7 protein-coding genes are annotated in these 15,581 nt (G+C 42.3%); 6 read left to right on the top strand and 1 reads right to left on the bottom strand.

Annotation, left to right across the window (positions count from 1 at the left end; translation table 11 throughout):
• The first annotated feature begins 328 nt into the window (after nt 1-328).
• Together B4G94_RS12545 and B4G94_RS12540 are read left to right on the top strand one after the other, a co-directional pair.
• The gene (locus B4G94_RS12545) at nt 329-3,457 is read left to right on the top strand and encodes a SusC/RagA family TonB-linked outer membrane protein (protein WP_286859216.1); all 3,129 of its coding nucleotides are present in this window, start codon (nt 329-331) and stop codon (nt 3,455-3,457) included.
• A 9-nt stretch (nt 3,458-3,466) separates the two neighbouring features.
• Nucleotides 3,467-5,083, top strand: a complete 1,617-nt coding sequence (locus B4G94_RS12540) for a RagB/SusD family nutrient uptake outer membrane protein (protein ID WP_286859214.1) — start codon at nt 3,467-3,469, stop codon at nt 5,081-5,083.
• A 109-nt stretch (nt 5,084-5,192) separates the two neighbouring features.
• Here B4G94_RS12540 and B4G94_RS12535 read toward each other — a convergent pair whose 3' ends face one another.
• Nucleotides 5,193-7,943 carry a substrate-binding domain-containing protein gene (locus B4G94_RS12535; protein WP_286859213.1) on the bottom strand — a complete coding sequence of 917 codons (2,751 nt, stop codon included), beginning with the start codon at nt 7,941-7,943 and terminating at the stop codon, nt 5,193-5,195.
• 292 nt (nt 7,944-8,235) lie between these two features.
• On the opposite strand from B4G94_RS12535, the gene B4G94_RS12530 reads away from it, so the two are divergent.
• The 4 genes from B4G94_RS12530 (at nt 8,236) to B4G94_RS12515 (ending at nt 15,574) form a co-directional block, all read left to right on the top strand.
• Nucleotides 8,236-9,558, top strand: coding sequence for a sugar porter family MFS transporter (locus tag B4G94_RS12530; RefSeq protein WP_286859212.1), 1,323 nt, complete (start codon nt 8,236-8,238; stop codon nt 9,556-9,558).
• An 86-nt stretch (nt 9,559-9,644) separates the two neighbouring features.
• Nucleotides 9,645-10,601 carry a carbohydrate kinase family protein gene (locus B4G94_RS12525; protein ID WP_286859211.1) on the top strand — a complete coding sequence of 319 codons (957 nt, stop codon included), beginning with the start codon at nt 9,645-9,647 and terminating at the stop codon, nt 10,599-10,601.
• 72 nt (nt 10,602-10,673) lie between these two features.
• Nucleotides 10,674-13,799, top strand: coding sequence for a SusC/RagA family TonB-linked outer membrane protein (locus tag B4G94_RS12520; RefSeq protein ID WP_286859210.1), 3,126 nt, complete (start codon nt 10,674-10,676; stop codon nt 13,797-13,799).
• A gap of 89 nt (nt 13,800-13,888) precedes the next feature.
• Nucleotides 13,889-15,574 (top strand): RagB/SusD family nutrient uptake outer membrane protein, encoded by a 1,686-nt coding sequence (locus tag B4G94_RS12515; RefSeq protein WP_286859209.1) that lies wholly within the window; start codon nt 13,889-13,891, stop codon nt 15,572-15,574.
• Nucleotides 15,575-15,581 lie beyond the last annotated feature (7 nt).

The following is a 15,581-nucleotide window of genomic DNA, read 5'->3' as shown; positions in this document are numbered from 1 at the left end:
TTTGGAGAATTACTCCGTGCGATACGACAGGTTGAACAGTCCATTGTTAATTATAAAAATCTGTATGCTAGTATTCGGCCCTTAGCATCCCAAGCCCATCGAAGGCGGACGAAGAAATCATCAAAATCTTTTCACAAAAATTCTGATAAAGACAAGTAACATAAATTTCATTTTATAGGGATTAAACAATCGATTGCGCTATTCACGCAATCGATTTCGTTTGTCCAATACTTTTTTTCCAAAGAATATCCCTCTAATTTAAGGGACTAAACCAGTCAATCTTAAACTGAAAAAACTGACTGACTAAATAATAACTAACTATTTAATTATGATTTCAAAATTTACAAGTAACCAAAAGGTAAGCCTGCTTGCTATTGCTCTTCTTGTGGCGTCTTCGCAACATACATTTGCGGTAGATCGACCAGCTGTATTGATGAATATGGGGTATGCCGTCGAACAAAACCCAATTGCAGGTAAAGTCACGGCGGAGGACGGACCATTGGCTGGGGCGACGGTTTCTGTGAAGGGTACCTCAGTATCGACATCCACGGATGCAAAGGGTGGATTTTCGATCAAGGCAAAGACCGGTGATATTTTGGTTGTAAGTAGTGTGGGCTATAAGTCCAAAGAAGTGACTGTTAGCGGGAATACAATTTCCATTCAGTTGGAAAGTGACAATTCGGCGTTGGAAGAAGTCGTCGTGGTCGGTTTCGCTAAACAAAAGAAAGTAAACTTAACTGGTGCCGTACAGGCGATTACGTCAAAAGATTTACAGGATCGCCCCGTGACGAACGTATCATCGGCTATTCAAGGTAAATTTTCCGGTGTAACCATTACACAGAACTCTGGTCAACCGGGTAAAGATAATGGTACCATACGGATTCGTGGTCTGGGTACAATCAACAATGCCAATCCCTTAGTGATTGTGGACGGTATCGAAAGTTCAATGAACAATATCAACCCAAATGACATTGAAAGTGTATCTGTATTGAAAGATGGACCGAGCGCTGCGATCTATGGTTCGAAGGCGGCAAATGGGGTCATTTTAATTACGACAAAAAAAGGTGGTAGTGGTAAACCACAATTAAATTATACAGGATACGCTGGTATCCAGGACCCAACGCGGCTTCCGGAATACATGAATTCTTATGATCATGCCGTGATTTTAAATGAGGCAATTAAAAATGAAACACCAAAAAATAAGGTTTATAAGCCTCGTTTTACAGCAGAAGATCTCGAACTTTATAAAAATGGTTCGGATCCGGATGGACATCCCAATACAGATTGGTTAGGTCTATTGTATAAAGGTTCTGGATTTCAGCAAGCACATAACTTACAGGTCACAGGCGGCACAGAAGATGTGCAATATATGGCGTCAGGTGGTTATCTAGGACAGAAAGGTGTTATTAAAGTTGCCAGTTCAGACCGTTATAACTTGCGGACCAATGTGGGGGCAAAAGTTTCAGAAAGATTACGCTTTGACCTGGGGCTAGCCTATAATTATCAACGTATTACTGAACCGGTAAATCCATATACGGGTGATATGGCGCAGATCTTTAGACAGGTCAACCGGATTCCAAATTTTATTCCCTATAAATATAGTAACGGTATTTATGGCCGTGGTAGTGATGGTAACCCCATCGCATGGATGGATATGGAATCGAAAGACAACATGATCTATAAGCATACGCAGGTGAATTTTTCGGGTGAATTTAAAATCTTAGAGGGTCTTAAAATTAAACAAGTCATCGGATTTCAGCCTATAGACAATATGTCTTCCAAATATGTTAAAGACATTCAATACTACAATCGAAATGGTGAATTAGGACCAAAACAAGGTGTCAACAATTTGACTGTTTATAATTTTCAGTCCGAAAGATTGACGTTTCAGACCTTATTGACCTACGATAAAAAAATTGGTAATCATCAGTTTAATGTCTTAGGCGGCTTTATGGATGAGACATTCAAAGCTGATTATTCAAGTGCCTATGCCCAAAATTTTTTAAATAATGATTTTTCGGAACTAAATTTAGGCAGTAAAGCAGGGATGAAGGTAGATGGTGGTGCGAAGAAGTTAATTTTGCGTTCTTTCTTTGGCCGGATCAATTATGCTTTTGCGGATAAATATCTTGTAGAAGCAAATGTCAGACACGATGGTACCTCACGTTTCTTAGGAACAAACCGTTGGAGCACTTTCCCTTCTTTCTCGGCAGGATGGCGTATTTCACAGGAAGATTTCTTTAAAGAATCATCATTAGCCGATGGAATAGCAGAACTTAAATTGCGTGGAGGCTGGGGTAAATTAGGAAATCAACAGCTTTCAGCAATTTCAGACAATGCATATCCAACAGCGGATGCATTTTATCCGGGAATATTTACAATTGCGCCAGGATTTAACTATCCGTTTAGCACAGAGCCTAGTTCAGGCGGTGCGACTGTACAGTCCGCAAACCCGTTGCTAAGTTGGGAAGAAACAGCGAGTACAAATATTGGTGTGGATCTAAACCTGAAGAATAATTTGGGTTTTGTATTTGAATATTTTGATCGTCGTACAAACGGAGTTTTGTTAAAACTTCCTGTATCAAATTTATATGGTTTACCTGCGCCATACCAAAATGCGGGGAAAGTACAGAATAATGGCGTGGAATTGCAGGTCAATTATCAGAATAGCATAGGTGATTTTAAATATAGCATTGCCGCCAATGGTTCATATATAAACAATCAGATTAAAAAATGGGCAAGTGACGAAGCACAAGTGAATGGAACATTTTATGTTTATGAGCAAGGTCGACCTATTCGTTCCTTTTATGGCTATGAGTCGGCTGGAATTTATAGATCGGATGAGGAATATAAAAACAGTGGAATTCAAGGGGTAAACGGTACTGTTGGCGCTGGTGATATTATTTACAAGGATCAAAATGGTGATAAGAAGATTGATGGCAATGACCGGGTGTATTTAGGATCGCCAGATCCTAAATTCATCTTTGGCTTGACTTCAAATATGAGCTATAAAAACTTTGATCTGAGTCTTTTTTTCCAAGGAGCAGCAAAGGTACAAGGATATCTGTGGGGCGAAGCCATTGGCGGCATCTCTGGGTCGGATAAACCTACCACCATCTATGCTGATCGCTTTAATGCCGAAACAAATCCAAGTGGATCTATGCCACGTGCACTGACCAGCTGGGCACAAAATAGTCCTTCGGGTACCCCTTCGGACTTTTGGATTCAAAATGCAAGTTATGTACGCCTAAAAAATATCACTTTTGGCTATACGCTGCCAAAAACATTTACGGATCGAATTGGAATAAAGGGAGCCAAACTTTATTATAGCGGTCAAAATCTGTTGACATTCACTGGATTTGCTAAAGGATTTGATCCAGAGGCACCAGCTGATTCACGCGGTAATTACTATCCGCAAGTAAAAACAAATGTCTTTGGTCTTAACGTAAACTTTTAATTGTAAATTATGAAACTTAAAAATATAACCATAGCACTAGGTGTTGCGACACTTTTATTTTCGTGTCAGAAACTGGATCAAGAACCTTTAGATGCCTATAATGCTGATAATTTTTGGAAAACAGAAGCGGAGGCGGACTTTGCTGTGACTGGATTGTATAGTGGAACAAGTGATGGGGACGGAAAAATGAACGAGGGTTCTGCCTGGGAAGATGGGACGCAAATCTTTTATATGGACTGTACTTCAGATAATTCCAATAGCGATTTTCCATGGGAGGGCTTTCAAGGTCTAGGAAACGGTACAGCAACACCAACAAATTCTGGAAATGCCGAAGCAAGGTATACCTATGAACATATTCGTCGTGCAAATTATATCTTGGAGAATATTGATAAAGCACCGATGGCTGTGGAAAAAAGAAAAAAGTTGATAGCCGAAGTTCGGGTGATCCGTGCTTACAGATACTTTGATATGGCCACCTTGTTCGGCGCTGTGCCGATTGTCACCAAAACAATGGCGAAGGAGGATGCTTACATTCCGGCAAATACTCAAAAAGAGGTACTCGAGTTTGTGGAAAAGGAATTAAAAGAGGCGGCGGTTGATTTGACTTATTCAAAAGGTGGCGCAAGAATGTCAAGGGGTGCTGCTTTGGGCCTATTGGCTCGTTGTTATGCCTTTCAAAAGAAGCATCAGGACGTAATCAATACAACTCAAGAAATTATTTCATCCGGAACCTACAAACTATTCGATAATTATGCGACATTATTTGAAGAAGCGAATGAAAATAACAGTGAAGTGATGATGAATATCGAGTATGTAGCCAATGTGCAAGGATATACCATGCTTGGCATTATGCTGCCCAATTCCATGGGGGGATGGGGATCAATTGTGCCTACCCAAAATCTGGTAGATGCTTATGAAACAGCTGAGGGAAAACCAATCGAAGAATCGACAAGTTATAATCCAGCAAATCCTTATGAAAATAGAGACCCACGTCTGAGCGCAACAATTGTTTATCCAGGAGCATTTTATAATGGAAAATACTTTGATCCATTGAGCCGCAGTTCAGACGATTACCCTACTGCGGCAGATAATGCCTCAAGTACAGGATATAACTATAAAAAATATATCCAAAACCCAAGTAGCTATGCCAATCTATGGAATGTGGGGACTAATATTATTGTGATGCGTTATGCGGAGATATTATTATTAAATGCAGAAGCAAAAATCGAACTGGGAAAGATTGATAACAGCGTATATGAAAATATAGATTTGGTACGCGAACGTGCTAATATGCCAAAAGTGGATAAAGCTGTATATGCCGGTCAAGGCAAATTACGTGAATTGGTACGTCGAGAACTTCGCGTCGAATTGGCGGGTGAAGGACGTCGTCGTTTTGATATTATCCGCTGGGGAATAGCGAAAGATGTGTTGAACGGTCCAGTGAATGGTGCTTTATCACAAGGAACGGTTGATCCAAAAACAGGGAAGGTAACCTACACGTCTCTGACTGACCGCTTTTTCTCCGAAAACAGAACATTCAAAGTTGATAAAAATGAATTATGGCCAATTCCGCAGGCTGTCATCGACAACAGCAAGGGAACGCTGAAACAAAATCCAGGTTATTAATCGCACATTTAACACGATTTGGGAATACCTTTTGAGTGTGGCGATGAGTTGATTGAAAACGGTTAAGCACTAGTTGCTTAACCGTTTTTTTATTTGATTTTTTGTTCTATTATTTTCGGTCAAGCTCTTTTTTAAAACTGCTTGGCGACTGTCCATATCTCTTTTTAAATGCTGAAGCAAAATAGGAAGCCGATGAAAAACCGACACTGCTGAAGATCTCATTGATATGGAGGCCATCTGCCATCATGCTTTTGGCTTTTTTGAGCCTCCTTTCGACAATATATTCACTGATGCTACAGTCGAGCAACTGTTTAACCTTTCGATAGAGCTGCACGCGTGATAGGTGAAGTTCGCTGGCAATATCGTCGACGCTCAGCCTTGAATCGGCCAGCTTTGATTCAACAATCGTCGAAAAACTATTGAGAAAGCGTCTGTCGCTCTCGTTAATGCTATCAGACTGTGAAGTATCAAATTGCTCCACAGTGCTGCTATATTTTTCTTTCAGCTGATGCCTCGATTGTAGGATATTGCCAATCCGTACCTTAAGGAGGGCTGCATTGAATGGTTTGGTGATATAGTCGTCTGCCTTCAAAAGGCTTCCCTCAAGCATAGTTTCTTCGTTAGCAAGTGCGCTCAACAAAATGACTGGAATATGAGCAGTCTGATAGAAGGTTTTAACATCTTTGAGGATATCTAGGCCACTGCCGTCAGGCAGCATAATATCGGTGAGTACCAAATCTGGGAAATGCGTTTTCATAAAGTTATTGGCTTGACGCGAATCTCTGGCCAATAATAAATTGTAGTCGCTTTCTAAGATAGATCTGAGGTAGTCCCTGATTTCATCGTTATCTTCAACAATTAGGATGCTTTTTGATTTATCAGAATGAAAGGAAAGATTCTTTTCGGGAGACTTTACCTCAGGCTCCAGATATTCTTGCTGCTTGAATATGGGCTTTATGCCAGATCCATCTTTCAGGAGCTCTTCCTGCTCGTAATGGGCATTGCCTATGGGCATCCGTAGTGTAAAAATCGAACCATGGCCTAATTTGCTGCTGGCCGTGATCTGGCCATGATGTAGCTCGACGATTTGTTTGGCGTAAGCAAGACCAATCCCAGAGCCATTCCTGCTACCTGTTCCTTGATAGAAAGGATCAAAAATATGCTCTATATCGATAGGTGCAATTCCTAAACCATTGTCCAATACGCGTAAGTAGAAGTAATCTTTGAAGCTATTTTCTTCCAATGAAATTTCAATTCTTCCGCTGGCTGCGGTATGTTTTATGGCATTGGAAAGGAGGTTGGATAGCACCTGTTCCATCAGGTATTCGTCAATCCATACTTCTTTTAATATACTTTTGTTAACGTAGCTGACGGATATTCTGTTTTTTTTGAGCAGCGGCTTAAAGCTGTTGATTACCTGTTGTATAAAAGGGTCAATCTGTACTGCTGAAACTTGAAGCTTGATCTTTGCTTTGCTGATGCGATGGATATCGATGAGATCGCTTACCAGGCGTTGCATTTTTTTCGCACTTCGTTTGACACGTGACAATTGATCTTTGATATCGTCGGCAAGATCCTTCCGTGTTTCGAGATCCTCTATTGGTGCTAGGATAAGAGTGAGCGGAGTTTTGAACTCGTGGGAGATGTTGGTGAAAAAATCGTTTTTAATTTCCGCTGCCTGCTGAATCTGGCTGTTCATCTCAACGATTTGCTTCTGCTGGGACAAGATTTCGCCATTTTTGATTTCGAGATGTTTGTTCTTCTCCCAATTGCTTTTGATGACAATGACGGAAACACCGCCAAACACGACTGCGAGCACCAGACTGACAACAAGGACATTGAGGACAGACTTTTGATTCTGATAAATACGGTTCTGCTCGGTAATAAATTCCTGTCTTTTGTCGATATCTATTTGTTGCTGTTGGATCTTATGGGACTGCAGTGCGAGTAGTTCTGCATTTGTTTTGTCAATAACGGAGGTAGCAAGGATGTTCTCACGTTTATAAGGCTGATTGTTGATTATCGCTAGCGCTATTCGGATTGCTTCAGTACCGCCAGTGGGGTACAACATGGAAGCATACATATGGCCTTGCATAATCTGTTCCAAGCCATTGCCCGGTCCGGGCAGTGCATCTACGCCGATGATTTTAATATCCTTTTTGAGCTGCGCTTCGTCCAGGGCTTTTTTTACGCCCATGGCCATTTGATCATTGAAAGTAAAAATGACATCGCTTTGCGCCATCTGACTGATGTGCTTTCGCGTTTCGGCATAGGCTGTATTTTTTTCCCATCCTCCGTGGATAATACCGCTTATTTGCATGCCAGATGCTGCCAAAATACTTTGTTTAAAACCCTTTTCGCGTTCGATGGAAGCTGATGTCCCCGATAGTCCGGTCACTAATCCGACCTTGCCTTTGCCTTGAAGGACAGTTTGACTATATTGACCTGCAAGTTTACCAATGGCCAGGTTGTCTGCCCCTACGTATGCATTATATTGACCTGAAGAGGTTTTGCGGTCGGTTACGATCACAGGGATATGCAGCTGGTATATGGAATCAACGATGGGAGTAAGCGGCTCCGCCTCATTGGGCGAAACAATCAACAGGTCGATATCTGCTTTGGCAAGTTCACGTATCTGGTCAATTTGCTGCGCATTGTTGCCATGGGCATCCCGGTATAAGAATTCAATGTCGGGATTAAAGGAGAGTTCGCGTTTCATTTCCTCGAGCATGGTCTGTCTCCAGGCATCATTCCCAATGCATTGCGAAAAAGCGATGACCCGCTTCTTTTTTTGGCTTACTGATTGACAACCCAAAAAAAGGAATAGGATCAATAGGCCATAAACGGTGTGTCTTCCCATGATTTTTTTTCCCTTTACAATCCGAATATACATCATTTCACTTTTTTTAGATAATCAGTATATGGTTAGTGTATTCATTACACTAAAATGGATTGAGATAAATATGTATCATTTTCTATAGGATATGTCTAAAAACTAACAGTTTTAAAAGATGAATTTTTTGTAAAATATTGATATATAAAGGTTTGTTGTGTTTTTAAAAATGTTACATAAATACATGTTTTTGCTGTGTCCAAATTTAAGTTAGTATGAATCCTGAGTTAAATTTGAGTTAATCAATTATAGGGAAAACATGAACAAAAACACCGTATTAGCCTGGTCATTTGTAGTGGCGTTGGGCGGATTCTTATTTGGCTTTGACACAGCAGTGATTTCTGGAGCTGAAAAGGCAGTACAGGAGCATTGGCATCTGAGCGAGTTTCAGCATGGGCTTACAATGGCTATTGCCTTAATAGGTACTGTCGTCGGTGCAGCATTGGGGGCGCTGCCTTCGGATAAGCTTGGCCGCAAGAATACATTATTTGTTGTGGCGGCACTTTATTTTATTTCCGCCATTGGGAGCGCATTGGCGAATGACTGGACTATATTTATTTTATTCCGTTTTTTGGGAGGAATCGGGGTCGGTGTGTCTTCGGTGACGGCGCCAATTTACATTTCCGAAATTTCCCCTGCGGCTTCAAGAGGCAAGTTGGTGGGCCTCTTTCAGTTTAATGTGGTATTGGGAATTCTGATTGCCTACTTATCCAACTATTTTATCGGACAATTGGGGGAAGAATCCTGGCGCTGGATGCTGGGTGTGCAATGCTTTCCATCGCTCCTGTTCTTTATATTGATCTTCTTTATTCCCGAAAGTCCGAGGTGGCTGTTATTGCATAAAAATAATTTGTCCGAAGCAACGAAGATCATGAAAAGAATAAATTCTGAAGATTACGAGCTTGAAATCGAGAAAATTCAGGAATCCAATAATAAGATGGCGGGCGAAGGTAAATTATTTATACGTGAAAACGCCAAGCCGATCTTGTTAGCCCTCTGTTTTGCGCTATTCAACCAGCTTTCGGGTATCAATGCGATTATTTATTATGCGCCGCGTGTCTTTGAGATGGCTGGCCTCGGCTCGCAGAGTTCGCTGCTATCCACAGTCGGTATCGGTGTGATCAATTTTATTTTCACTTTGGTGGCGATCAATTTTATTGATAAGGTAGGTCGCAAAAAATTAATGCTTGTGGGTTCTCTGGGATTGATCGTATCGCTAGCATTGGTTTCGCAGGCTTTCTACACCGGACAGACAACAGGATTCGCCATTACCATCTACCTGATGAGTTTTATCGCTTTTTTCGCCTTCTCGCAGGGAGCGGTGATCTGGGTGTTTATTTCCGAAATTTTTCCAAATGATGTACGGGCCAAAGGGCAGACATTTGGTAGCCTGACGCATTGGGTGATGGCGGCAATTATCACTTTTTGTTTTCCGGCACTGACGGATATTCTTGGCGGTGGTGGCACCTTTCTGATGTTTGCCCTGTTTATGGTATTGCAGCTTATTTATGTAGTGAAATTTATGCCCGAGACAAAAGGACGGTCTTTGGAAGATATGGGGCAGACCATCAATCTGCATTAAGTAGGTATTTGTAAAGGAAATTAAAATAATCAATTCGGTACACTGTTTTGGCACTCAGCCAAAGCGCTGTATAAAAAAGAGTAAATATGAGAAACGGAGATAAATCAATACAAGGTATTTGTTTTGGAGAGGTTCTTTGGGACAATCTACCTACAGGCAAAAAATTGGGTGGCGCTCCTTTGAATGTAGCGTATCACCTAAATAAATTGGGTGTTGTGACGCGTATGCTGACACGCATAGGCCGTGATGAAAATGGAAGCGAACTACTTTCTGCGTGTGAGCAACTGGGAATTCCGACAACACTTTTTCAGTTTGACGACAGTTTACCCACCTCAACGGTCGAGGTTACGATTGATGCGGAACGCAATGTACAATACGAAATCGTTTATCCTGTTGCTTGGGATAGAATAGCGGTGGATACTGTTGTACTGGAAGAGGTTGAGGTCATAGATTTTTTGGTATACGGCAGTTTAGCCTGTAGAGATGAGGTAAGTTTTCAAAGCTTGTTGTTGTTACTGGAAAAAGCACGTTTCCGCGTGATGGACGTCAATCTGCGCGCTCCATATTTCGGTCCCGAAAAAATACATAGCCTTTTAAAATACGCTGATTTTGTGAAAATGAATGCCGAAGAACTGCACATTATTTCGGATTGGAATGGTGCTACAGCTACTTCTACTGATCAGCAGCGTGTAGATCTAATCATGGAGCGTTTTGCAATTCAGGAAGTTATAGTAACGTATGGTGCAGACGGTGCAGTGTATCATTTTAAAAAAGACAATATAAGTTATCATTTTCCAGCATTGAAGGTTCAGGTAGAAGATACGATTGGAAGCGGGGATTCATTTTTGGCAGCTTTTCTGGCCAAGAGGTTTCAGATGCAGGATGGTGTTCAACTTGAGGAAGTACTGGAATTTGCAGCTACGCTCAGTGGTTTTGTGACGCAGAGCAGCGGTGCATGCCCTGCTTATAGTCCTGAAGATATCAACCGCTTCCATTGGCTGAATCCAATCTTTCGCGATAGCAATCTAAAGGTGAAACAATAGCTGTTTATGACAAAAATAAAACCAACAGCGAGACAAATAATCTAATTAATAATCTACTTATAATAACCAATTATGTTTACAAGACAGCAAGTTATGTTGCTCCCGTCTTTGGCGCTCTTTTCGGTAGCTGCTTTCGCGCAGCAGACAGAAATTCGGGGGCGGATTTCGGACAGCGGAACAGCAGCTCCTATCGCTGGAGCGTCATTAGTGGTCAAGGGAACCACTCAGGCAACCAAATCGAATGAAAAAGGGGAATTTGTGTTGCAGGTAGCGGGTAACAAAGGTACTTTGGAAATAACCTATGTAGGCTATGAACCTCAGACTATGTTATTGGGGGATCGGAAATTTTTGGATATCCGATTGATCAACACCGAAAAGGGACTTGATGAAGTGGTTGTTACAGGCTACCAGACCGAGCGCAAAAAGGACCTGACTGGGGCGGTGAGCGTCGTCAATGTGACAGAAATGATGAAAGCGCCTGAAAATAATCCAATGAAAGCACTTCAGGGACGCGTGGCAGGTATGACGGTAACCTCTGACGGTAGTCCCAGCGGAGCTGCCACGGTACGGATGCGCGGTATCAGTTCGATCAACAGTAGCCAAGATCCACTCTATGTCATTGATGGGGTACCTACGCAAGGTGGGATGCATGAGCTTAATGCTAACGACATCGAGAGTATTCAAGTCCTGAAAGATGCCTCATCAGCAAGTATCTATGGATCACGCGCAGCAAATGGCGTTATTGTGATTACAACCAAAAGAGGAAAAATCGGCGCAACAAAGCTTACAGTTGATGCCTATGCAACCAGTACACATTTTAACAACCGGATGAAGGTGCTTAACGCCCAGCAGTATGGACAGGCACTATGGCAGGCTACGATTAATAGCGGTGGTAATCCGAACAGCAATAATATTGGTTATCAGTTTGAGTGGAACAATGACGCTAATGGTCTGCCACAGCTAAACAAGGTCGTTATACCACAATATATCGACCGCGAGCATACCATGTATGCCGCAGATACGGATTGGTTCGATGAAGTTTCTAAACCAGGTCTGCTCCAATCCTATAATGCCACTTTGAGTTCGGCGACGGATAAGTCGAGTTCATACTTCTCGTTGGGTTATCTGCGTAATAACGGAACTCTTCGTTATACGGATTTCCAGCGCATATCAGCTCGGATGAATGCCGATTACAAACTTTTTGATGGTAAGCTGGTTGTTGGGGAGAATTTTACGGTCAACAATACAGGCGAGGTACAGGTACCCGGAGATGTACTTGATCTATCCCTGAAAGCATTGCCTATCATACCAGTACATACTGTTGACGGCATTGGTTGGGGCGGTCCAGCGCTGGGAATGAACGATCGCCATAATCCGGTACGCCTGCTGCATGACAACAGAAATAATAAATACAACTATTGGCGGTTATTTGGAAATGTCTATGCCGATTTGCAGCTTATTAAAGACTTGCATCTCCGGACAAGCTATGGGATAGATTACGGTAATTATTATAAACGTAACTTGCAACTTTCCTACCGTTCCGGGTTTATGAGCAGCGATAGAAGTGCTGTCAATATGGAACAGTCACATGGAATGAAATGGACTTGGTCGAATACGGCAACCTACCGAAAAGAGATCGCTAATCATACGATAGACCTATTGGCTGGTGTTGAAATGAATCGTCAGAATGATATTAATTTTAACGCATATACCGGTGGTGATGGGGCTTTTTCTATCGAAACGCCTGAGTATATGTGGCCTGGCGTAAGCACTGGAATTGCTGCTGTCGGTGGTACCTCGACAGGCTTTTCGCTCCTCTCTTATTTTGGAAAGGCAAACTATTCTTTTGATGACCGTTATTTGGCTTCCTTTACAGTGAGACATGATGGCTCTTCCCGTTTTGGCAAAAATAACCGCTTTGCAACCTTTCCGGCTGTAACAGCGGGCTGGCGGATTTCATCCGAACGTTTTATGGCGAATACCAAAGATTACATTTCTGATCTTAAATTACGTGTGGGCTGGGGGCAGACTGGTAATCAGGGGATTGGTAATCTAGCGACTTATGCACTTTTTGTGCCTGAGTATGGGGTTGGTGACCCAACTTGGAATATCGTCGACGGTACTGCTTATGATCTTTCGGGTTCGGGAACCGGAATCTTACCTTCGGGATACCGGAAAATTCAGACAGAAAACAACGACCTGAAGTGGGAAACTACGACACAGACCAATATCGGTTTGGACTTCACGCTGTTTGGCCAAAGTCTTTACGGGTCAGTTGATTGGTATGTCAAAGCAACAAAAGATATGCTGATTAATCCCGCCTATATTGGTGTTGTAGGTGAGGGTGGTTATCGCTGGGCCAATGGGGCTTCGATGGAAAACAAAGGCCTGGATTTTACTGTGGGATACCGCAATAAGACCGCTTTTGGGTTGGATTATGATGTGACCGCTGTCTTATCGTCGTATAAAAACAAGGTAACTCACTTGCCTGTAGCCGTTGAAAACTCCTACGGTGGACGCCAGGGGGATAATATTATTGGTAGACCGTTGGGTTCGTTTTATGGTTATGTAACCGATGGGATCTTTCAAAATCAGATGGATGTTGACAATCATGTCAACCAAACCGGGAAAGGGATAGGGCGATTGCGCTACGTAAATGTGTATGATGCAGATCAGCAAATTACAGACATGGACCGTACCTGGATTGGAAACCCACATCCTGATTTTTCCTATAGTTTGAATATCGCACTGAAATATAAGGGCTTCGATCTTTCAGCCTATTTTCAGGGGGTGCAGGGGATTGATGTTGAAAATTGGCTGAAAAAACAGACTGATTTTTGGAGTGTAGATGATGTAAACTCCAACAAAGGTGTGCGCCTGCTCAATGCTTGGACACCGCAGAATCCAACTTCGACAATTCCAGCATTGCAGACGACAAATAATAATGATGAAGGCCGACTGTCCAATTATTTTATTGAAAACGGATCCTATCTGAAACTTCGAAACCTGTCCATTGGATACACGTTACCCACAGCAACCGCTTCTCGTTTGCGGATGAGCCGGTTACGCGTCTACCTTACGGGACAGAATTTGTTTACTGTCAAATCGAAGAATTTTACAGGTGTAGATCCGGAGAATGTAGGCTGGGGCTATCCTATCCCTACGACATGGACCGCGGGAGTAAATATTGGCTTTTAGCAAAAAGAAACCGAGAATCTTTAGATAATGGACAAAGGAACCAAAAGAATAATCCATCAATATGGAACATGTTAATAAATAGAATTCCAATGAAAAAAATAACCAATAAACTAGCGATAATAATGATGGTGTCAACCGGCCTACTGTCCGGATGTACCAAGTTTCTGGAGCAGACCCCCAATGCTGTACTGAGCTCCGACCAGGTAAAGGAACCTGAAAGATTACTGACGGCTACATATGCTGCTTTGGGCAATGACCATTATGATGTACCTTTTAGTCTCTGGCCTTATGGTACAGTAAGGTCTGATGACGCGTACAAAGGTGGCTCGGGTCCGCAGGATATTCAAACGTTCCATTTTTTGGAGGTATCCAGCAATATTACGACCAATTTTGCGGAGCTGGATAAACTATGGTTTCAGCTGTATGTAGCCATTTCACGTGCCAATACGACGATCAAAACGATTCAGGAGATGGGGGATTTTGCTGGTAAGGAAGAAAAATTAGCCGAAGCAAGATTTCTGCGAGGACACTTCTATTTTATGCTTAAAAGCCTCTTTAAGTTTGTGCCCTATATCGATGAAAATGTGCCGATAGATAATTATGAAACGGTATCAAATCGAGCGTTGAGCAACGATGCACTCTGGCAAAAAATTGTCGACGACTTTCAGTACGCGGTAGATCATTTGCCGACCACGCAAACGGAAATTGGTCGTGCCAACCGAATTGCAGCTGCTGCTTATCTTGCGAAAACATATCTGTATAAAGCTTATCGCCAGGACAATGCCGAGCGACATGCCGTAACAGGAATTAACTCGGACGATCTGAATAAAGTGTTGGAAAATACAGACATTGTACTTGCTTCAAATCATGCACTTGAAGCGGACTTCGCTTTCAACTTTTTGCCCGGGAAATATGAGAACGGTACAGAAGCAATTTTTTCAGTTCAATTCTCAAAAGATGATGGAACCAAGTTTGGCCGTGTGAATTTCTCGGATGTGCTCTCTGTGCCAATGGGTGTAGGCTGCTGTGATTTTAATAAACCTAGTCAAAGCCTGGTAAATGCATTTCGCACGACAGGAAAGGGTGTGCCTCTTGATAACTACAATACTTTAAATACGTTCAACGCTTCGGAAAGATATGACCCAAGGTTATTTCATACCGTAGCGATTCCGGGACTGCCTTATAAATACAATACCAAACGCACCTATCAAGAGAGCTGGAATCGTAATCCCGCGGACTATTCGGTTTATGCTTCGCTGAAAGAGAACGTTGATCCTGATTGTGATTGTTTTGTACCGATGGCTCCATTTTTTGCGAATACCAAAAACCGTATTGTGCTGCGTGTGGCCGATGTCTTGCTGATGCGTGCCGAAGCACTTATAGAATCACATCGTCCGGCCGAAGCCTTACCGTTGATCAACCAAGTGCGTCTGCGTGCAAAAAATAGTGCCACAATGACGGGGTATGCCACCGATAAAATGTTGATCGAAACGTATAAAAATGGTGAAAATATCATATGGAACGAGGAAAATGCACGGAAGGCTTTACGTTGGGAGCGCCGTTTGGAATTAGCGATGGAAAATGGCCGGTTCTTCGACCTGGTACGCTGGGGAATTGCGGATCAAACCATGAATGCGTATTATGAATCGGAGAAATCGCGTCGTTCTTATTATGCTGTAGCTCATTTTACGGCAGATAAGAATGAGTATTTGCCCATTCCGGAAGCACAGATCAGGTTAAGCAAGTACCTCTATAAGCAAAACCCGGGATATTAAAACATTA

Origin of the sequence: Sphingobacterium sp. UBA7625, assembly GCF_002484085.1 — a bacterium.
Classification (GTDB): domain Bacteria; phylum Bacteroidota; class Bacteroidia; order Sphingobacteriales; family Sphingobacteriaceae; genus Sphingobacterium; species Sphingobacterium athyrii.
This window is presented reverse-complemented; position numbering and strand designations above follow the sequence as displayed.

Bases quoted from the DNA above. Each gene is read 5' to 3' on its own strand.
- B4G94_RS12545 (WP_286859216.1), top strand. From the start codon at position 329: ATGATTTCAAAATTTACAAGTAACCAAAAGGTAAGCCTGCTTGCTATT.
- B4G94_RS12540 (WP_286859214.1), top strand. From the start codon at position 3,467: ATGAAACTTAAAAATATAACCATAGCACTAGGTGTTGCGACACTTTTA.
- B4G94_RS12535 (WP_286859213.1), bottom strand. From the start codon at position 7,943: ATGGGAAGACACACCGTTTATGGCCTATTGATCCTATTCCTTTTTTTG.
- B4G94_RS12530 (WP_286859212.1), top strand. From the start codon at position 8,236: ATGAACAAAAACACCGTATTAGCCTGGTCATTTGTAGTGGCGTTGGGC.
- B4G94_RS12525 (WP_286859211.1), top strand. From the start codon at position 9,645: ATGAGAAACGGAGATAAATCAATACAAGGTATTTGTTTTGGAGAGGTT.
- B4G94_RS12520 (WP_286859210.1), top strand. From the start codon at position 10,674: ATGTTTACAAGACAGCAAGTTATGTTGCTCCCGTCTTTGGCGCTCTTT.
- B4G94_RS12515 (WP_286859209.1), top strand. From the start codon at position 13,889: ATGAAAAAAATAACCAATAAACTAGCGATAATAATGATGGTGTCAACC.